The sequence below is a fragment of the Dyadobacter sp. genome, assembly GCF_017744695.1.
Lineage (GTDB): Bacteria > Bacteroidota > Bacteroidia > Cytophagales > Spirosomataceae > Dyadobacter.
The window spans coordinates 62,178-81,530 of the sequence record NZ_JAGIAS010000001.1; the positions used below are offsets into that span (position 1 = coordinate 62,178).

Consider the following 19,353-nt stretch of genomic DNA (forward strand, 5'->3'; position numbering starts at 1 on the left):
ATACAGGGCTGGCAATTTAAAAAAGTATTCTTTTAAACAAAGGCAAAATCAACCCGAATGCGCTTGGAGGAGGCTACGATAGCGGTCGAGCAACCTCGATTTCGCGATAAAACCTACGTAACGGCCCTGGGTATCAACAACCGGCAAATGCCAGGCACCGGTTTGATCAAATTGGGTGACGATCCGGGCAACCGGTTCGGTTTCCGCAACAGTCGCCGGGGGCTGGCGCAAGAATGACATCACCGACAAACCGGCCTCAGCTTCCGCCGTAAACAGATAGGGATACAGTTCCTTTACGAGGATGATGCCACGAAAAATCCCCTGCCGGTCTACGACGGCCAGGTGATCATGCCTGTTTTCGTGCAACGCATGTACGAAGCTTTCAAAGGGCAGGTCTATGTCCACAACGGGCACATCCCTGTCGATGAAATCCAGCGTGTTGAGCTGAGAAAGCAGGTTGCGGTCATGCTCACGGGTGAATATTTTCCCTTCATCGGCAAGCCTTTGCAAATCGGGAGAAATGGCGGAAAACCATTTGGAGATCAGGAATGATATCACGCCCACCACCATCAAAGGAATAAACAGGTCATACCCCGAGCTGGATTCGGCAATCAGGAACATGGCCGTCAGCGGCGCGTACAGCACGCCGCTCATGACACCCGCCATTCCTACCAGCACCAGATTGGCCACCGGCACGTCGGAAATACCGATGAAGTTGCAGGATAATGCGAAAACAAACCCGAGAGTGCCGCCCGCAAAAAGCGAAGGCGCAAAATTCCCTCCGTTACCGCCGCTGAAAATGGTAATGGAACTCGCAAAGGCTTTCAGCAGGCAAACAATCGCCAGGAACACGACGACCGCCCACCGCTGTCCACCGACAATACCGAAAAAACTATTTTCCATCAACTCCCCTACCTGCCCGTTCACCATCGCCTTGACGGTTTCGTAACCTTCCCCGAACAATGGCGGATATAACACGCAAAGCACCGACAGCATCGCCCCCCCGAACATGGCTTTCCGCAGCCTTCCGCCTTTCAGACTGCCAAAAAATCGCTCCACCTGATGCCCGATCACCACGAAGTACCGTGCATAAAGTCCGCACAGAATACCCAGCACAAGGTAAAAAGGCAGATTATGGTAATTGAACGGATGCCTGCTGCTGAAATGGAAGAGGGTCTCCTCATTGAGCAACATCCTGGAAAGCACATTACCGCAGACAGCCGCGAGTACGAGCGGAATAAAGTCGGTGAATACCACCCCGGTAAGCAGTATTTCGACGGCGAACATCATCCCCGCAATCGGTGCATTGAATGCGGACGCGATCCCGGCAGTGGCGCCCGCTGCGAGCAACAACGTACGTTCCCGGTAATCCAGCTTGTAGGTCTGCGCGAAATTGGACCCGATCGCCGAACCGGTTACCGCAATAGGGCTTTCCAGACCCGCGGAACCGCCGAGCCCCACGGTAATGGCACTTTGCACCACCTGGGAATACATTTTCACCGGGGCGACAATACTGGAATTCTGCGCGATCTCGTGCAAAATGGCCGGTATACCCTTGCGATCGTTGCCGCCAAAGAACAAGATCACCACAAGGGAGGTGATCACAATCCCCAGGAAGGGGAATACGGCATAGAAGAAAATCTGTGTTTCGAAATGTACCTTGTGCGTGATGAGGTGATGAATCGCATGCACCAGTGATTTCAGGACTACCCCGGCCAACCCGGCACTGCATCCGACCAATATCCCCGACAATATCAGAAACTGTGACCTGGTCAGGATACTTTTAAGCCAAAAAATGATGACTTCATACAGCTTGAATTTCCTTAAACTGTAAGTAGTCAATCTCCTTTTGAATCTCAGGAATGAATGGAATTTCTTGATGGTCGCCTGTTTCACAATAATCAGCTGGGTCTCCTTTACAATACGCTCCGGTTAGCCGGTTAAAGTAAAGGTAAAAATCTGAGCGGGGCAACCTTTGCGGGGCAACGATTTGCGGGGCAACCTTTGCGCGGCAACCGATAGTCAGGCAAATCGACCGGACTGTGCAGGGCACTATGCCCGGTGCATGATAAATTCAAAAGCAGCGCCCTTTCCGCTATCGCTGACCACCTCAATGGTCGTTTGATGCAGTTCGAGAATCCTTCGCACGATCGCCAGGCCCAGGCCCGTCCCCTTTTGCCCCGACGGGTACATTTCCGCCTGCTTGTAGCGCTCAAAAATCTGTTCCTGATAAGCTTTCGCAATACCCACGCCGGTATCGGCAACCCGGATTTTGATACCGCTGCCGGCCTCGGCGAGATGCACGGTAATCTGCCCGCCATCAGGAGTGAATTTGAACGCATTGTCGAGCAGGTTCTGGAACACCCGTTCCGTCAACGCGATATCCGCAAACACTTGCGGCAAAGCGGGAACAGTTTCCATTAAGAGCCGGATACCTCGTTCATCCGCTTTCAGCTGGTAGGAGCTGAGAATATCCGAAACCAGTTCGCCCAACGGGAACACTTCTTTCTGTACCGACACCACATTCGCTTCCAGCTTCGAATACTGAAACAGCTGGTCCACCAGCCCCGAGAGCTTCCGCGTCCCTTCCTGGACAATGGCCAGGTAGCGTTCTTTCTCAGGCTCCGAAAGCGTGTCCTTTTTGATCATCATTGTTTCCACGTACCCCTGCATGATTGAAAGCGGTGTCCGCAAATCATGCGAAACGTTGGCGATAAGCTCCTGCCGGAGCCGGTCGGTGGCTGTAATTTTCTCGATATTGTCGACAATCACGTCGGCCATGTCGTTGAATGTAGAAGTGAGCACGCCCAGGTTCCCCGTCGCGTAACCATGTACACGGGCGGCGTGGTCGCCATCCTTAAACCGTTTCACGACCCCGGCAATGCTGCAAATGCTGTCGGTAATCAAAAAGAACGTAACTATTCCCACCACAAACGCCCCGAGCAACGCCGCAAAGAAAATATAAGCGGCCAATCTGAAATTCAGGTCGTCGGTCAGCGAGGCGAGAATCTGCTTCTGGGTCTCGCTCGCGAGCACGGCGTACACATACCCGACCCTCACGCCGTTTTCCAGCACCGGCGCCACCGAGAAAATACTGGATTCCCCCGGATGCTTCGGGTTGTCGCCCATCGGCTTGCCGGTATCCGATGCCAGCCATTCCCGCACTTTCGCCATGTCGACCTTCTTCATCTGCACGGATGCCTGCGGTACCACGTAATCGGTAATGTTCCCGAGCGTGTCGAGCAGGTACACCTCGACGCTCGGGTTCGCGACCATGGTAGAATGGATGATGTCGTGCGTGACGGTGGTATCCGGCTTACCATTTTTAATAGGCCGGGTAAAGGTAGCCAGGTGCTGGGCAATGCCTCCGTACAGCTGCTGATGGGCCGTCATATAATACGACTTCGAAAAGCGGGAAGCGATCATGACGAATATGATGCCCAGGATGATCAGCAGACTTGCAAACACGCCGCTTATTTTCCAGAAGAGGAGGTTCCCCCCGATGGTTCTTACTGACATTTCAAAGATCTTCGTTAAACCGGTAGCCGATGCCCCAGGTGGTTAGTACAAATACAGGATTGGAAGCATCCGCTTCAATTTTTCCTCTCAACCGGTTGATATGCGTATTGACGGTATGCTCATATCCTTCAAAATCATACCCCCACACCAGGCTCAGCAACTGCTTGCGGCTATAACTTTTCCCCGGGTTGGACGCCAGCAAAACGATCAGTTCAAATTCTCGGGGCGATAAATCGAGCCGCTCGCCCCGCAGCATTACCTTCCGCTTGTCGATATCGATTTCCAGTCCGGCAATACGGATCAATTGGGGCGCCGGCGCTGCGTAGCGTGCCTTTTCCTCACTTCTCCGGAATATCACCCGCACCCGCGCAATGAACTCCCGCACACTGAACGGCTTCGTGAGGTAATCGTCGGCACCGGTTTCAAGGCCCATTACCTTATCGATTTCCTCCGAGCGCGCGGTGAGCATCATAATGGGTGTCTGCCGGTCGCCCTGCCGGATTTTCCGGCAAATCTCCATGCCGTTCAGGCCGGGCAGCATCACGTCGAGTATGATGAGGTCGAAATTTCCGTCCTGCGCCCGCGTGAGGCCGTTCTGCCCGTTTTTTTCCGAAACCACCTTGCATCCCAGGTCTGAAAGATGGATTGAGAGCAACTCGGTAATGTTGGTATCGTCCTCGACGATCAACACATTTTTGGTGTCCATATCCGCTGATTTTCTGCAAAGTTTACAAATAAAACAGCGCGGAATGCCGCTGTGATACTTTTGTTATAATTCCGTTACGCCGCCGGGATACCGTATCCGTTGCTTTGCATCATCCAGACATTCAAAACGGAAACAGACATGATCAAATCTCTGCTCGGGCTGTCGCTGACCGCCCTCATTTTCGGAGCCTGCACGAAGGATCACGACCCGCAGCCAACCGCCAAAACCCTTGGCATCGAAAACGTACTCGATGCCAAACCGCTCGTACAATCAGGCACATTCAAAGGGGCTGGCACGCCGCCGGTCATATTGCCCGGTCAGTCGGTCTCCTTCTCATTTTCGGCGGCCAAAAACCAGCGCCTCACCTTCGCAACCATGTACGGATGGAGCAACGACCTGTTCTTTGCCCCCGCCAATCCGGGCATCAGGCTGTACGATGATAATGGCACGCCCATTACCGGCGACGTCTCCGCGCAGATCAAACTCTGGGACAACGGCTCACGCGTAAACCAGGCGCCGGGCATGAGCGTGACGCATCCGGGGACAGCCGAAGCGACGCCGCGCAATATCAAAGAGGTAGCGGGTATGGACGACTACGGCCACGCATTCCTGCCCGCTTCACAGCTGATGAATGTTTCGCTGGCTTACGACGGCAGCTCGATGTTTACCATCACCATTAAAAACCAGTCGGGCGGAACTGCAAACGAAACGCCTTTCAGTCCGGGTGTATGGGCGATTTCCTATGTTGCCGGCGGCAACCTGCTGCTTCCCGAACCTGTCTACTCGGACGGAAAAGCCACTACCGAAGGCCTGACGCGCATTGCCGAGGCTGGCGACAATGCCCCGCTCAGTACTTGGCTTGCCTCGCAAACCGGCATTTTCACACCCCTTTCGCCGGTACTGGTGGTCGTTTATCACGGCAGCGAAAACCCTTTCTTCAAACCGGGTGAAAACGACCGGGGCGAGGGCCTGAAAGAACTCGCGCAGAAAGGGAATGCCGACGTGCTCGCCGCCGCATTGAAAATAAAGGCTGGCATTAAAAATGTGTATGTGCTGAAAGAACCCGCCAGCACTGTATTATTGCCCAAAATCGGTGGTAATGCCGGTAGTAAAGTTTCACAGCCACTCACGCTGGCCTCGGGTGATCGCATTGCCATCGCTACCATGTATGGCTTTTCCAATGACTGGTTCTTCGCGACAAGCGGCAACGATATCGACGGCAATGCAAGCGGCGATGTTTCGGGGTCGGTCGGGTTATACGATAATGGTACTGCCATCGACCAATTCCCCGGCGCGGGCATTACGCAATTCAACCTGGCGGGCACGCCGCTGAATGAGAGCAAGCCCATTGCACCTGTTCCCAATCCTAACAAGTTCACGACGCTTCCGGCGATCAGCAACATCATCAAAGTCACATTACAATGAAAAGACACATCCATGTCCTTTTGCTCCTTCTGTTACTGGCAGGCACCGCTTTCGCCCAGACTCCCGAACTACGCAAAAAGCAGTTCAATCTTGAATCGTCCGGCCTTGCCATACAGGGCTACGATCCCGTGGCCTACTTCACCATCAACAAGGCCGTCGAAGGCAAAAAGGAGCTTTCGGCCAACTACAACGGCGTTACCTACCGCTTTGTTTCGAAGCAAAACAAAGAGGAATTCACACGCAATCCGACCCGTTACGAACCGCAGTTCGGCGGATGGTGCGCATACGCTATGGGCAAGAAAGGCGAAAAAGTAGCGATCGACCCGGAGACGTTCAAAGTCCTGGACGGCAAGCTCTATCTTTTTTATAACAAATATTTCAATAACACGCTCAAAAGCTGGAACCAGGATGAAGCGCGTCTGAAAACACAGGCCGATCACAACTGGATGAAGTTTGTACCTTAAAAAACCGCATTACTCATGAACAAAGTATTATTCGCTGCCGCGCTATTGCTGATAGGCCAGGCAACATTTGCACAGAAATCAGAAATTTTCGCGCCGAAAGGCAAAGCCATCCAAGGATATGACGTCGTCGCGTTTTTCAAAGACGCGCGACCGACGGAAGGCGCCGATAGCCTGAGCTACCGTTACAAGGACGCGGAATGGCTTTTCGCCAGTCGCGCCAACCTGGAAGCGTTCAAAGCGGCTCCCGAAAAATATGAGCCGCAATATGGCGGCTACTGCGCCTACGGAACTTCCGAAGGCCACAAAGCACCCACAGAAGCAGAAACCTGGACGATCGTAAACGACAAATTGTATTTCAACTACAATATGAAAGTCAAAAACAACTGGTCGAAAAAAAGGGAAGAATTCATCGAAAAAGCAGATACACAATGGCCATTGATCAAAGACAAACAGTGATGAAACCGCAAACACATCCAAAATGGTCGTGGTTGCTGCGGTTCGTAGCAGCAATTATTATGTTGCAGACCCTCTATTTCAAATTTTCCGCAGCGCCGGAATCGGTGTACATCTTTTCGACTGTCGGGATGGAGCCCTGGGGACGTATATTCGTGGGCGTATTGGAGCTGATCGCATCCATACTGATCCTCATTCCACGTACCACTGCCTACGGCGCACTGATCGGCATCGGCGTGATGACCGGGGCTGTCTTCATGCATCTCACGCGCCTGGGGATCGTGGTGCAAAACGACTCGGGCAAGCTGTTTGTTATGGCAGTAATCGTTCTGATTACTTGTCTGGTGCTCGTGTTCTGGCACCGCAGCAGCATTTCGGGGATGAAATCCCGCGATTAACACGTAAACCAAATCTCCCCCAAAACGGGCATTGTTTTGTCCCCTATCCCAAAACGAACGACATGAACAGGCAACTAACAAAATCGATCGAAGCCACGCTGGTACAAATTGGCGCCATGCTGGATGCGCTGTCCGACGAGCAATACAGGCGCAGCCTGCCGGTACTTTCGGGTGCCTCCCTGGGCGGGCATGTCCGCCACGTAATCGAATTTTTCATTGAACTCGACCGTGGCTACCGGACGGGTGATGTCCATTACGACGCCAGGCGCCGGGATAAGGCCATTGAGCAAGAGCGGGCGCTGGCCCTCACCTGGCTGCGCAGCATTGCGGCTACGCTCGGCAAAGAAAATAAAGTACTGTACCTGACGACCACCGCCGAGGCCGGCTTCCAGGTTTCCACCAACTACGAACGGGAACTGGTTTACAACCTCGAACATACGGTGCACCACATGGCATTGATGAAAATCGGCGTTCGTGCCCTCACAGCCCTGCAACTGCCCGATAGTTTCGGCGTAGCCAGTTCCACCATCCGATACCGCCAGGCGCAATGTGCACCGTAACCTACATCCCGACCGAAAAGGGGGCGTTCCTGACTTCCAACAGGGATGAACATATCGATCGTGCGCCCGCGGAGCCACCCGTAACCCGCTATACAGGCGGCACGCTCACCTACCCGAAAGACGCGCACGCCGGAGGCACCTGGATCGCATTGAAAGGCCGGCGCGACGCTGCGGTGTTGCTCAACGGAGGTTTTGCCAACCACGAGCGCAAGCCGTCGTACCGCCGCAGCCGTGGGTTGGTGATGCTGGAAATCGTAGAAGCCGATTCGCCCGTCCGTTGTTTTGAAACAATTTCTTTCGAGGGAATCGAACCCTTTACACTGATCCTGTTCACGGACTGCAGGTTGTTTCGCTGCACCTGGGACGGTAGCCGCAAGCACCGGAGCGAACTCGACGCGCGTCAACCGCATATCTGGGCTTCCGCTACATTATACAGCCAGGAAGCGCAACAAATGCGGTCGGAGAAGCTACAACAATGGTATCGCCAGGCCGACGTGAACGAGGAAAGTATCCTGAATTTTCACCTCGGGAAGGATGTACGGTTCGATGCCGGCCACAGTTTTAATGCACAGCGCGGCGCCATGGCCACGGTGAGCGTTACCTCCATCGACCTGAGCAGCGCAGAGCCCGCTATGCACTACCACGACCTTCGGACCGGAACTACATCCGTGACCCAACCTGCCTATCGTAAGCATGCCTCATTCGACAATATCCTCCCGAGAGCCCGGCGGTTCCTGATCCGTGCGCGGCACTGGGAGTACTGGCCGTTGGAATGCGTATACCTGCCTATGGTACCGTTATGGCTGTGGCTGGGCATGAAGGCCCGATCGGTTTGGTTCTTCGGCGCAGCCAACCCCTCCATGCGCTATGCTGGCTTTGCGGGAGAGCGTAAAAGCAGGATTTACGCACTAATGCCTGTGGGCTCTTTCCCCGAAACCTTGTTATGTGAAGTGGGTATTTCGAGGGAAAAAGTGCAATCGCTGTTGAATAGCGCCCGCTTGAAATTCCCGTTGATCGCCAAACCGGATATCGGTGAACGCGGCGTGCAGGTAAAGCTTTTGAAAACCGAAGCCGACCTCGAAGATTATCGCCGGTCCAGCCAGGTCGACTTCCTCTTGCAGCCCTACATCGACTACCCGCATGAAGCAGGCATATTCTATCACCGCATGCCCGGAGAACCAAACGGGCACGTCTCAGGAATTGTCGGCAAAGCGCTTTTAGGCGTTACCGGCGACGGAGAGTCGGACATCCTGACCCTGATCATGCGGGACGACCGGGCTATTTTACAACTCCCCGCCCTCCGTGCATCCCTCGGAGACCGGATAAGATCAGTTCCTGCGGACGGCGAAGAGGTCGGCCTTGTGCCTTACGGCAACCACAGCCGCGGTGCTAAATTCACGGACCTCAGCCATCGCATTACCCCTGCGCTCACGCAGGCGATCGACCAGGTATGCAGCGCTATTCCCGGCTTCTATTACGGAAGGCTGGATATCCGTTTCAAAAGCTGGGCAGAACTGGAAGCAGGAAGGCATTTTTCGATCATCGAACTCAATGGCGCTGTCAGCGAGCCCACGCATATTTACGACCCGGAACATTCCCTTTTCTTCGCCTGGAAGGAAATCTACCGGCATTGGAAAATCCTCCGCGAAATCAGCATGGCTAATATGCGCAATGGTGCGCCGCCGATGACTTTCGCAGACGGACTAAAAATGATCCGGGAACACCACAGGCATGTGGCGCTGATGAGGAAGGGTTGAGAAGCATATTTTATAAAAACACCACTTTGACCGTTTACTAAGAACCCCACAACACGCTCATTGCCAGCACGATATTTCCTATATTTGTACACACCGCACCCGCGGGTTACTTTCCTTTCATGTGATCTGTGACTCAAACTTCTACGCTCATGAAGCACGGCCATTGTTACCTCGCATTAATTATCCTTCTTTCTTCGTGCTTCAAAAAGAAGCAGGAAGCTGAAAAGCCCGCGTCCGACAGCACCGGGCGGATTACGGTTTGCTACAATCCCAAAACCACGGACGCCGAATGGTATAGTTCAGGCAAAAAAGCGCCCTTGCTCGACGGTTTGCAGGGCATCGATTTCAAAATTTCGACTTCCAGCCCGGAGGCGCAGGCCTATTTTAACCAGGGGATGATGCTCTCGTACGGTTTTAATCACGCCGAGGCTGCCCGGTCGTTTTACCAGGCCACCCGGCTCGATTCGACCTGCGCGATGGCCTATTGGGGTTATGCCTACGTGCTGGGCCCTAATTACAATGCCGGAATGGAACCGGACAACTTTCAGCGGGCCTGGGCGGCCACTAAAAAAGCGCAACAACTGGCTGCCCGATGTACCCCCAAAGAAAAAGCACTCATAGACGCACTGACCACTCGGTACAGCGAGGTCCCCCCTGCCAACAGGGCACCGCTGGATATCGCGTTCGCGGCGGCCATGAAAAAAGTATACAACCAGTTCCCTACCGATCCCGACATCGGGGCGTTGTACGCGGAGGCGCAGATGGACCTGCACCCATGGGACTTATATGATAAAAAAACGAAAGCAGCCAAATCCTGGACACCCGCGCTGGTGGCTGTGCTGGAAGGCCTGTTGAAAAAGAACCCGCGGCACCCGGGCGCGCACCACCTCTACATACACGCACTGGAGGCCTCCGCTACGCCCGAAAAAGCGATGGCGTCGGCAGCCTTGCTCGATTCGCTGGTTCCGGGCGCAGGCCACCTGCTCCACATGCCATCGCATATTTACATCCTCACCGGTGATTACCACCTGGGCTCGCTTTCCAATATAAGCGCTGTCGGGGCCGATAGCAATTACATCACCACCTGTCACGCACAAGGCGCCTACCCGCTCGCCTATTTCCCGCACAATTACCATTTCCTGGCAGCTACCGCCACCCTGGAAGGCAATTCCGACCTGGCCTGGCTTGCCGCGCGGAAAGTACAGCATTACTCCGCGAAAGAGGTAATGCGGCAACCCGGGTGGGGCACGCTTCAGCATTATTATACCATTCCCTATTACATCGCCGTGAAGTTTTCGATGTGGGATACCCTTCTGACCGAACCTGCCCCGGGCAAGGACCTGATTTATCCACGGGCTATATGGCATTATGCGAGGGGAATGGCCTTCCTGGGCAAGCACGACCTGCCGCATGCACAGGAAGAAATGAAGTCGCTCACCGCATTGGCCTCCGACACGACGTTGAAAGACATCACGGTATGGAACATCAATACTTCGGTGGATCTCGTACAAATCGCCTCCAAGGTATTGTCGGCCGGTATCGCCGCGCAACAAAACCAGCTCGACAAATCGGCGGCCCTGCTCGGGGAAGCCATCGCCCTCGAGGATAACCTCAACTACAATGAGCCGCCCGACTGGTTTTTCTCCGTGCGCCATCACCTGGGGGCTGTATTGCTCAAAGCCGGGAAGAACGCCGAGGCGGAACATACCTACCGCCAGGATTTACGCACCTGGCGAAAAAATGGCTGGGCGCTGATCGGGCTCCATAATGCCCTGGTGCAGCAGAATAATAACAGCGAAGCACAGACGGTTAAATCCGATTTTGATAAGGCCTGGCAACATGCCGATATCAAGATCGCCTCGTCGTCGAGCATCGCGGATTAGCCAAAACAAAGAAGTCGGTTGTAATTACCATCGATTATTCCGGCCAATTTATGGCAACGTATCTGAGAACCTATTACAAGTCGGGCGACTGCATTATGTTCTGGATTGTATTGAAATGTCAAAGCGCAAAGCCGATTCCCGCCTTGGCCTGCAATTCGCAGTAGCTAACCTTAAAAATGCTTTTCCTCATACTGTTACCCGAATAGCCAATTGCGGCGTCGAAATAAAGCCTATTGAACAGACGCTGCTGATAACCAGCCAGAATACCGGCAGCAGCATTCCAGGTGTTGAAAGGGTTTCTCCCTCTAAAAACGATCCGATCATAGTTATACGCGAATCGCGGCCCCAGGTATAACCCCGACAGATTGTCCGAGGCTTTGCCCTTCCTCACCTGGTTCTTTTGCAGGTAATACCAGCGAATCTGCGCCTCACCGACGGCGGTAATGGACGATCTAGTCTCCCAAGAAGAGAGGTTCATTTCGCTACCAATGCTCAGATTGACCGACAACGGGCTCTTACCCAGTTTTCGCTCATAACCCGCTTCCGCACGGAGCGACTGAGCTTCCAACCCGATATTCACCTCCGGCAACCGGATTTTGAAATGCTGCTTCACCAAATAGTCGCAATGCAGGACGTCGCATAATGGCTCCTTATTATTTCGCCTCCAATCGCCGAACGCAAGGCCAAGCAGGGCACGCGATGCAATGACGGCGTTTTGCGCTTGGAAGCCACGCGACGGCAGGTAACCCCGATCCCACATAAACAAATATGGACTGGCGTAATAGAGGCCCAGCGAAAAGTCGAGAAAGCCATTGGCGAGAAAACGACTTTGAAACCCGTATGTAATGCTGAAAAGCTCCCTTGGGCGGTTGCTCAGAATGGCCGCCAGCGATCGCTCGTAGGAGATTCCCAGGTAACTTCCGCTGAAATTGTTGGCACTTTGCTGTCGTGCTATCCGCTTGTTCATTTCAAAATACCACCGGCTGCCTATGCTGGCAAACAGATTGTTTCCGCTGAATTGCCGCTCGAACCGCTCCAATGTGACGGCGTTTCCGGTACGGTTGGTCCGGCCGGTGAGCGCCACTTCCAGCGACAACGCCGGCAACACCTTGTATTCAAATGCCGCATTGAACCCGAGCCCATTGTAAGTCGTTGCCAGATACCCCAGCTTGAACATCTTCCGGGTAGGGACTTTGGTCATGAAAACATTTTCATAGCGGTCGATAAACCGCTGCTCCACCACTGGGCTATTCTCCTCCGTAAATGTGACGGAAGCGGTGTCCTGAGCGAAGGATCGAATGGGCAATGCCGCCAGCAGCATTAATGCACGAAAAAGTTGACGCATCGATTAGCTTAAATGTGAACCCGTAGCCGCGCATGAAGCAGCGCCAGGATAAAGAGGCTAAGGGTGACATCAATCGTTGTATGAAGTCAAAATAAATGTTCGGCGCTATGGAAGGGAGGATGGAGGAAAGGAGGATGGAGTCAGGTATTGTCAGGTATTGAGAACTTCCCCTTCCTCCTTCCTCCTTCCTCCTTCCTCCTAAAAACTAAACATCCATCGCGTCATATACGATTACCTTGTCCCACAGATGGCTGCAATCCTTGATGAATTTTTGGTGGATCGGATGATCCTGATAGGTCGCCTGGCCTGCGAGGTCCTCGAAAAACATCAGCTCGGATACTGCCCAGCTATTGTCCACGACATCCCGTTTCTCCGTGCTGGCCACCACCCCGATACGGAGTTCCTTGATCGCCTCGATCTTCCGCAATGTTTTCAAGCCTTCGATGATCCGGTCACGGTCGGCTACCGAGCCAGGGTTTTTAAGCCAGAAAAATACGTGGTGCACCAACGGGGTTTTGCTTTTCGCAGGAGTAACCGGCGCGGCCACGGATGCCGCAGCGCCCGCGGCGAGAGAAACCGAGCCTGCAATAAATTTACGACGGGAAGAATTTGTCATAGTAAATGTTGAGATATAATGAAGGACAAAAATAGCCTATTTGAAGCAAATTAAGCCGTTTTCAGCGCCGGATTCTCGCCGGGTGGATAGATAATAACTATTGACTTCCACCATCCCGGCAACAGGTCCGAAGCCGACGCCGAAATAACCTGGTAGACATTAAATACCAACAGAAGCGCATACACGACTTGCAGGAACGTGGCCAATACTATGAACACCTTAAAAAAACGGTGGGGTCGTTTGATGAAGGGCATATTATCAGGGTTAAAATATAAATCACCAAAGTAAGGCGAACGCTCCCGATACCGTTCAAGGGGAGATTATTTTCATGCAGAAAATTTCAAAATATTTACTGTAAATAGTGCGACAGACGAAGCATTCTCCTGAAAGAAGTCAAGACATCCATGAAATACATACGTATTTTATTTCGATTAGCCCTTTGGATCTTTATAATATCTGTGCTTGTATGGGCGTGTCTGTTGCTGTTATTCGTTTACGGTTTCGGACATCGTGCCTTGTTCTTTGGTAGTTTTTAGTAGCGCATAGGTTCCGCCTATCCGCCACATCCTCCGCTTTGGGATGATCTTATCGGCCCGGGTGGATGGTCCCCTCCCGGTTCTTCCGCGGCAAATCCTGTTGCATTTGATATGGCGATCGGGGAAACAAGGACCGCCCAAAAATTAGTAACCATGCAATTCAACACCGAATTTCCACCAGTTACCTTGTCATATGGCCCTAACATTGTAAGCGTGGTCAATAATACAACGGCTATAAAGTTGATCAACGCTCCTTGACAATTACGATAGATTAAGGGATATTCACGAAGCCCGAATCGCCATCAACCCATCGCTGGGGTGCGAGCCCGGACAGAACTGCCTGTAAACGGGAAAAAGTCGCTGCCGGTGTTCGTCCACGTGCACGTGGGCGGGCTTCTGCGCAAGCTTCCGGTGAACACCCATTTCATCTCACACAAGGAAATTGTCGATATCATCGGGCACGGCAGAAAAGCTCCGCAACGGTATGCGGAGCTTTCTGGAAAACCATTTTGCGCGGTTATTGGGTTAAATGCATTCAGAAATCGACGATTTTGTTGAAGAACGCCTTCGGCTGGAGCTTTTCATCGAATAGCAGCGGATAGTCCTTCCTGCCGCGAACCGGAAAATTATCCAGCCAGGTCGTTTTGTCCGACACGTTCCAGAAAGTAACGCCGGTGAGTACGCCGCGGTTTTTGCGAAACGTCCTGAAAAGCATTTCGTACTGTCCGCCCTGGCGGGCAAATGCCTCGGGGGCCACTGGTGCATTATCGGCCTCGGTCCGCTCACGCCGGCCGTGTTCCTTCACGTGCACGGATACATCCAGCTCCGTGATCTGTACCGCCAGCCCCAGGCTTGCAAACCGGCTGATCGACTCCTGCAATTCGCTCTCAGAAGGCTCATACACAGACCAGTGCCCTTGTAAACCCACACCGTGGACGGGAACGTTTTTCTCTTTCAGTTTCTTGAGCAGCTGGTAAATCTTCTCCCGTTTGGCGCGGCTCTCGGTATTGTAGTCATTATAAAAAAGCTTTGCGGCCGGATCCGCGGCATGCGCGTATTCGAACGCTTTTTCAATATAATCCTCGCCGACAATTTCATAAAATCTGGATGGTCGATAAATGCCCGTCCCTGTATCAGGTACCGCCTCGTTCACGACATCCCAGGCGTAAATCCGGCCTTTGTAACGGCCTACCACATCGGTAATATGCTGTTTCAAACGTTCGAGCAGCACCTCGCGCGTTACCTGCTTGCCCGAGGCATCGGTAAAAAACCACTGCGGCGCCTGGTTATGCCAGCAGAGCGTATGGCCGCGCACCTTCATGCCATTCTTTTGCGCAAATGCAACGATCGCATCGGGCGCTTCCCAGGCATAACGGTCGGGCTCGGGGTGGATCGGGCCCATTTTCATCGCGTTTTCAGGCGTAATGCTGCTGAATTGCTTCACGATCAGCTCCGCCTCCGGGCCCGAGAGATTTCTCGGGGCCACCGCCACGCCGACCGGAAAGTAGTCTACGTAGGCGTCCTTTAAGGATTTCTGCTGGGCCAATGCACCGGTGCATGCCAGCCAACCGGCCAGAAACAAGGGGATTTTTTGCATAACTATATTTTCACGCTCTTACCCGTAGCCACCGATTTATAAATCGCCTCCACCACACGGATATCCCGCAGTCCTTCTTCGCCCGGGGCAATCAGATCGGTGTTGTTTATAATGGCCAGGCAGTCCTCGTCCATTTGCTTGGCCTGCTGGCTTTTGATAGGGAAATTAATGATCGTCCCGTCCGACATGCTACCCTTGTTCCCGTTGTAACCCGACTGCGGCTCCATTTTCAGCCAGCCCTTTTCGTAGTTCACTTGCAGATAATTCATATTAATGCCAAAACTGGTCTGGCACGCCGCCTTCGCCCCGCTTGGAAAATCGAGCATGAACATCATCGTTTCTTCTACTTCCTTATAAATATCGGGGCGGGTCGTCGATGCCTGCGCGATCACGCTGACAGGCTCCTCGCCCGTGGCCAGGCGCGCGCCCTGCAATGCATACACGCCCATGTCGCCCATACAGCCGCCACCAAGCGCCTTTTTCTGCTTCCAATGGTCGGTGCGGGCGTCGAAATACCCCGCGGCACTATTGATCATCTTCACTTTTCCGAACTTCTGCTCTTTCGCTACTTTCATGAAAGCCTGGATATTCGGGTCGTGCTGGCAGCGATAACCAATGGCCAGTTTCACCTTGTTGCTTTTGCAGGCCGCGATCATCGCCTCGCAGTCGGCCACGGACGGTGCCATGGGTTTCTCGCAAAACACGTGCTTGCCCGCTTTCGCAGCCCGAACCACGTATTCGCGGTGCATCGACGGGGGCAAAACCACGTAAACGATGTCGATATCGGGGTTTTTAGCAATCTGGTCGAAGTTCTGGTAGTTGTAAATATTCTTGTCCGGGATATTGTATTTGGCTTTCCACGCCTCGGCTTTGGAAGGTGTGCCGGTAACGATACCTGCGAGGTAGCATTTTTCCGTCAGTTGCAGCGCGGGGGCCAGCAAGTCGGTGCTGTAATAACCCAGGCCCACGAGAGCGATGCCGAGCTTGTCCTTTTTCGGCGAAGTGGCGGCGATCAGCGGGTTGCCAGAAAACAAGGTAGCCGCGCCTGCCAGGGTTAATGTCGATAAAAAATCACGTCTTTCGATTTGCATAGCTTCGATGATTAAATGCTTTGAATGAAATGTCCGTTACGAATGCGCCGGCACAGCCTTTAAAAGGCGGCACCGGCGTATGTTTACCAAAATATCTTGTACTATTTCAGGGCACGATCGGGACGATTGCGCCATTTGCGTCGCGCACGAGCTCGCGTACCTTCACGTTACGCAGGTGTGTTTTCCCTGAAAGCGTGGAATCATGGTAAAAAATGTACCATTTCCCTTTGAACTCTACAATGGAATGGTGCGTCGTCCAGCCCTCTACCGGTTTCATAATCACTCCTTTGTAGGTAAACGGCCCGTAAGGTGAGGCGCTTTCGGCATAACAGAGGAGATGCGTGTCGCCGGTGGAATACGAAAAGTAGTATTTCCCATTGAACTTATGCATCCAGGCCCCCTCGAAAAACCGGCGGTCATGATCGCCGCCGAGGAGTGGCTTGCCGTGCTCGTCCAGTATCTGCACATCGCGGGGCGTTTCGGAGAAGGTAAGCATGTCGCCGCTCATTTTAGCTACTTTGGCGCTCAATGCGGGTTCCTGATCGTGGCCTTTGCCAAGGTCGGTGGAAAGAGACTTATCATATTTCCCCGAATGCCAGCGTTGCAGCTGCCCGCCCCAGATCCCCCCGAAGTACATATAGGCTTGTCCGTCGGTATCGGTAAAAACGGCCGGATCGATGCTGTAACTGCCCGGAATAGGCTTCGGCTCTGCCTTGAATGGCCCTGCGGGTGACTTCGAAGTGGCTACACCGATACGGAAAACGTCCTCTTTATCTTTGACAGGAAAATACAGATAGTAAGTCCCGTTTTTGAATGCGGCATCGGGCGCCCACAGCTGCCGCCCTGCCCAGGGAATGTCTTTCAGGTCTAGTACCACCCCATGGTCGGTCACTTTACCCCCGATATGGTCCATCGAATACACGTGGTAGTCGCGCATATTGAAATGCCCGCCTTCATCGTCCTGCGGCACATTGGCCTCGATGTCGTGGGAAGGATAAATGTAGATCTTGCCATTGAATACATGTGCGGACGGATCGGCGGTGAACAGGTCGCTGATCAACGGCTTGATGGGCGCTTGCTGGCAAAGGCCCGTTTCCAGGCCAACGCCGCCGATCGCCGCGAGGGCCATCAATCCGACTGATAAAAAGCTGCGGGTCATATAAGTAGACAGGTTAATGAGGTTTAATATCCGGAGTTTTGTGGAAAAGCAGGACCGTCCACTACTCTATCGATCTGCGACTGAGGAATTGGCCTCAGCATATTGAAATCCTTCACATAAGGCGCTGCTTCCTGGTTCCACTCCTGCATGCGGCGCACGAGCGAGCGTGTACGTACGAGGTCGTGCCAGCGCTGCCATTCACCGAAAAACTCCCGGCTACGCTCGTCGAGGATAAAATCCAGGGTAACATCGGCGGCTGTGATGGTCATCGCTGCGGCGGCTGTGGCATTCTGCGCGGTGGTATTGCTCTTGCGGTATGCCGCGCGCTGACGCACGACGTTGAGCAGGCTCGCGGCTTTGGCGGCGTCGCCGGCTTTGAAATACGCCTCCGCACCGGTCATATACACGTCAGAAAACCGGTACAAAACGCACGGACGGGTAGATGGGTCGTTGAAATTGGCGCCACGGCTGGGGTCCATGAATTTTTTCAATGCAGGGAAAATACCGTTGTTCCACAGGCTCGGCGGCACCACAATGCCCTTGAACGGCCTGGTACCGACAAATTGCGGCGCACCGGGCACCTCGTAATCGGGTAGCCATACGGCGGTATCCGACCCTACGACGGTCGTGTAGCCGATCCCGCGGCTGTTGTTGGGCGTAGTGGCCGTATTCGTAATGGAAGTATTGGAAATATAAACGGTATAAAAGGAGCTGGCAAAGCGCGAATCAATATCCCGGTGGGTAAATGCCTGATCGAGGAAATAGTTCTTGCCCGCGTGCGGACCGGTAGGCCATTTGTCGGAATTGGGGCGCATACGGATATACGGACGACCATAGTACGAGTCACGGATCATGCCCGAGGTACCGCTGTTGACAAACCCTCCCGAAGCATTCTTGAAGGAATTGATACCGCTGTTGTTGGGGTAATTCCAATTCGTAAACCAGGGGCTCAGATTCTGCGCCGCACCGCCGCCGGCCGCTCCGCCCACGCTGTAATAGCCGTATTTGGGATCAAGCACGTGGTCGCTCACAAACATCGTCTCTTTTCCATAGTCATTGGCCGGCACGAATGCGTCGCCATAGTCCTGCCACAGATCCAGCCCATAGGCGGATTTGCTTGCGATGATCTCGTCGCACAACGTCGCCGCTTTGGTAAAATCAGCCGCGGTGTTATTCAGCCAGCCGCGGGTGAGATGTACTTTTGCCAGCAGGAACAGCGCCACGGGCTTGGTGGCCGCTTTACCCAGAAATGGCGCGGTAGGCTGGTTGGGCAGATCGGCCGCAGCTTCCGTTAAATCTTTAATAATCAACTCATACACCTGCGCCGCCGGCTGCCGCGATGCAGCCTGCGAGGGTACGGTAATAAATTCGGTATGCAAAGGCACGTCACCCCAGGTTTGTACAAGGTAGAAATACCAGAATGCCCGCAGGAACTTGGCCTGCGCGAGGTATTGCTTGCGCGTAGCTTCGGGCAGGTCGATGGTCTGGCCGTATTGCAGCACACCGTTCAAAGTATTGATATCCTGGAAGGCAACACCCCATGCCGAACCGAAGTTACTGCCGTTCAACCCGTTGTAAGTATAAGGAATGGGGGTACCGGCGCTAAGGCCCTGAATAAATTCGTCGGTTCCCGCCTGCATTTCCACGGTGAAGCCCTCTGTGCCCCACTGGCTGCGGATGTCGTTGTACACCCCGGCAATGCCGCCGAGTACGCCCGAGGGGCTATTGAAATAGGAAGGAACGATCTGGGATTGCGGATGTTCTTCGAGTACTTTTTCACAACCGGAGCTCAGCAATGCGACCATACCGGCGGTGATGAATATTTTGATGGATTTCATAGTCGG

The 19,353-nt window shown here is 53.5% G+C and carries 17 protein-coding genes; 7 read left to right on the plus strand and 10 right to left on the minus strand.

Annotated elements, in window-relative coordinates; genetic code table 11:
* Positions 1-48 precede the first annotated feature (48 nt).
* The 3 genes from J7619_RS00270 to J7619_RS00280 form a co-directional block, all read right to left on the minus strand.
* Positions 49-1,896: a chloride channel protein gene (locus J7619_RS00270; RefSeq protein ID WP_291192719.1), complete on the minus strand. Its 1,848-nt coding sequence runs from the start codon at positions 1,894-1,896 to the stop codon at positions 49-51.
* Positions 1,897-2,052: 156 nt separating this feature from the next.
* On the minus strand, positions 2,053-3,519 hold the full coding sequence (locus J7619_RS00275) for a HAMP domain-containing sensor histidine kinase (RefSeq protein WP_291192721.1): 1,467 nt from the start codon (positions 3,517-3,519) through the stop codon (positions 2,053-2,055).
* 1 nt (position 3,520) lies between these two features.
* The gene (locus J7619_RS00280) at positions 3,521-4,225 is read right to left on the minus strand and encodes a response regulator transcription factor (protein WP_291192723.1); all 705 of its coding nucleotides are present in this window, start codon (positions 4,223-4,225) and stop codon (positions 3,521-3,523) included.
* Positions 4,226-4,363: 138 nt separating this feature from the next.
* Between J7619_RS00280 and J7619_RS00285 the strand changes: the two genes are divergently transcribed.
* The 7 genes from J7619_RS00285 to J7619_RS00315 all read left to right on the plus strand — a co-directional run bounded on the left by J7619_RS00285 (position 4,364) and on the right by J7619_RS00315 (position 11,165).
* Complete coding sequence (locus J7619_RS00285) at positions 4,364-5,650, plus strand: spondin domain-containing protein (protein WP_291192725.1); 1,287 nt, start codon at positions 4,364-4,366, stop codon at positions 5,648-5,650.
* Positions 5,647-6,114, plus strand: a complete 468-nt coding sequence (locus tag J7619_RS00290) for a YHS domain-containing (seleno)protein (protein ID WP_291192727.1) — start codon at positions 5,647-5,649, stop codon at positions 6,112-6,114. The genes J7619_RS00285 and J7619_RS00290 overlap by 4 nt, the downstream gene beginning before the upstream one ends.
* 15 nt (positions 6,115-6,129) lie before the next feature.
* Positions 6,130-6,570 carry a YHS domain-containing (seleno)protein gene (locus J7619_RS00295; RefSeq protein ID WP_291192729.1) on the plus strand — a complete coding sequence of 147 codons (441 nt, stop codon included), beginning with the start codon at positions 6,130-6,132 and terminating at the stop codon, positions 6,568-6,570.
* The gene (locus tag J7619_RS00300) at positions 6,570-6,965 is read left to right on the plus strand and encodes a DoxX family protein (RefSeq protein WP_291192731.1); all 396 of its coding nucleotides are present in this window, start codon (positions 6,570-6,572) and stop codon (positions 6,963-6,965) included. The genes J7619_RS00295 and J7619_RS00300 overlap by 1 nt, the downstream gene beginning before the upstream one ends.
* A 62-nt stretch (positions 6,966-7,027) precedes the next feature.
* Complete coding sequence (locus J7619_RS00305; RefSeq protein ID WP_291192734.1) at positions 7,028-7,525, plus strand: hypothetical protein; 498 nt, start codon at positions 7,028-7,030, stop codon at positions 7,523-7,525.
* Positions 7,513-9,282 (plus strand): NRDE family protein, encoded by a 1,770-nt coding sequence (locus J7619_RS00310; protein ID WP_291192736.1) that lies wholly within the window; start codon positions 7,513-7,515, stop codon positions 9,280-9,282. Before J7619_RS00305 ends, J7619_RS00310 begins: the two co-directional genes overlap by 13 nt.
* 149 nt (positions 9,283-9,431) lie before the next feature.
* A complete protein-coding gene (locus J7619_RS00315; RefSeq protein ID WP_291192738.1) occupies positions 9,432-11,165 on the plus strand; it encodes a tetratricopeptide repeat protein in 1,734 nt (577 codons plus the stop codon).
* A gap of 118 nt (positions 11,166-11,283) precedes the next feature.
* Here J7619_RS00315 and J7619_RS00320 read toward each other — a convergent pair whose 3' ends face one another.
* From J7619_RS00320 to J7619_RS00350, 7 genes are all read right to left on the minus strand, one after another.
* Positions 11,284-12,510: a hypothetical protein gene (locus tag J7619_RS00320; protein ID WP_291192740.1), complete on the minus strand. Its 1,227-nt coding sequence runs from the start codon at positions 12,508-12,510 to the stop codon at positions 11,284-11,286.
* Positions 12,511-12,715: 205 nt separating this feature from the next.
* Positions 12,716-13,126, minus strand: coding sequence for a Dabb family protein (locus tag J7619_RS00325; RefSeq protein WP_291192742.1), 411 nt, complete (start codon positions 13,124-13,126; stop codon positions 12,716-12,718).
* 50 nt (positions 13,127-13,176) lie between these two features.
* Positions 13,177-13,380 (minus strand): hypothetical protein, encoded by a 204-nt coding sequence (locus J7619_RS00330; protein ID WP_291192744.1) that lies wholly within the window; start codon positions 13,378-13,380, stop codon positions 13,177-13,179.
* 817 nt (positions 13,381-14,197) lie between these two features.
* On the minus strand, positions 14,198-15,259 hold the full coding sequence (locus J7619_RS00335; protein ID WP_291192746.1) for an endo-1,4-beta-xylanase: 1,062 nt from the start codon (positions 15,257-15,259) through the stop codon (positions 14,198-14,200).
* A gap of 2 nt (positions 15,260-15,261) precedes the next feature.
* Positions 15,262-16,350, minus strand: coding sequence for a Gfo/Idh/MocA family protein (locus J7619_RS00340; protein WP_291192748.1), 1,089 nt, complete (start codon positions 16,348-16,350; stop codon positions 15,262-15,264).
* A gap of 106 nt (positions 16,351-16,456) precedes the next feature.
* Positions 16,457-17,509 carry a glycoside hydrolase family 43 protein gene (locus tag J7619_RS00345; RefSeq protein WP_291192750.1) on the minus strand — a complete coding sequence of 351 codons (1,053 nt, stop codon included), beginning with the start codon at positions 17,507-17,509 and terminating at the stop codon, positions 16,457-16,459.
* Positions 17,510-17,532: 23 nt separating this feature from the next.
* Positions 17,533-19,347 carry a RagB/SusD family nutrient uptake outer membrane protein gene (locus J7619_RS00350; protein WP_291192752.1) on the minus strand — a complete coding sequence of 605 codons (1,815 nt, stop codon included), beginning with the start codon at positions 19,345-19,347 and terminating at the stop codon, positions 17,533-17,535.
* Positions 19,348-19,353 lie beyond the last annotated feature (6 nt).

Excerpts from the sequence above, each read along its gene's own strand:
- J7619_RS00330 (WP_291192744.1), bottom strand. The coding sequence starts at position 13,380 with ATGCCCTTCATCAAACGACCCCACCGTTTTTTTAAGGTGTTCATAGTA.
- J7619_RS00335 (WP_291192746.1), bottom strand. The coding sequence starts at position 15,259 with ATGCAAAAAATCCCCTTGTTTCTGGCCGGTTGGCTGGCATGCACCGGT.
- J7619_RS00350 (WP_291192752.1), bottom strand. The coding sequence starts at position 19,347 with ATGAAATCCATCAAAATATTCATCACCGCCGGTATGGTCGCATTGCTG.
- J7619_RS00310 (WP_291192736.1), top strand. The coding sequence starts at position 7,513 with ATGTGCACCGTAACCTACATCCCGACCGAAAAGGGGGCGTTCCTGACT.
- J7619_RS00305 (WP_291192734.1), top strand. The coding sequence starts at position 7,028 with ATGAACAGGCAACTAACAAAATCGATCGAAGCCACGCTGGTACAAATT.
- J7619_RS00290 (WP_291192727.1), top strand. The coding sequence starts at position 5,647 with ATGAAAAGACACATCCATGTCCTTTTGCTCCTTCTGTTACTGGCAGGC.
- J7619_RS00340 (WP_291192748.1), bottom strand. The coding sequence starts at position 16,350 with ATGCAAATCGAAAGACGTGATTTTTTATCGACATTAACCCTGGCAGGC.
- J7619_RS00275 (WP_291192721.1), bottom strand. The coding sequence starts at position 3,519 with ATGTCAGTAAGAACCATCGGGGGGAACCTCCTCTTCTGGAAAATAAGC.
- J7619_RS00280 (WP_291192723.1), bottom strand. The coding sequence starts at position 4,225 with ATGGACACCAAAAATGTGTTGATCGTCGAGGACGATACCAACATTACC.
- J7619_RS00295 (WP_291192729.1), top strand. The coding sequence starts at position 6,130 with ATGAACAAAGTATTATTCGCTGCCGCGCTATTGCTGATAGGCCAGGCA.
- J7619_RS00285 (WP_291192725.1), top strand. The coding sequence starts at position 4,364 with ATGATCAAATCTCTGCTCGGGCTGTCGCTGACCGCCCTCATTTTCGGA.
- J7619_RS00345 (WP_291192750.1), bottom strand. The coding sequence starts at position 17,509 with ATGACCCGCAGCTTTTTATCAGTCGGATTGATGGCCCTCGCGGCGATC.
- J7619_RS00325 (WP_291192742.1), bottom strand. The coding sequence starts at position 13,126 with ATGACAAATTCTTCCCGTCGTAAATTTATTGCAGGCTCGGTTTCTCTC.
- J7619_RS00315 (WP_291192738.1), top strand. The coding sequence starts at position 9,432 with ATGAAGCACGGCCATTGTTACCTCGCATTAATTATCCTTCTTTCTTCG.
- J7619_RS00320 (WP_291192740.1), bottom strand. The coding sequence starts at position 12,510 with ATGCGTCAACTTTTTCGTGCATTAATGCTGCTGGCGGCATTGCCCATT.
- J7619_RS00300 (WP_291192731.1), top strand. The coding sequence starts at position 6,570 with ATGAAACCGCAAACACATCCAAAATGGTCGTGGTTGCTGCGGTTCGTA.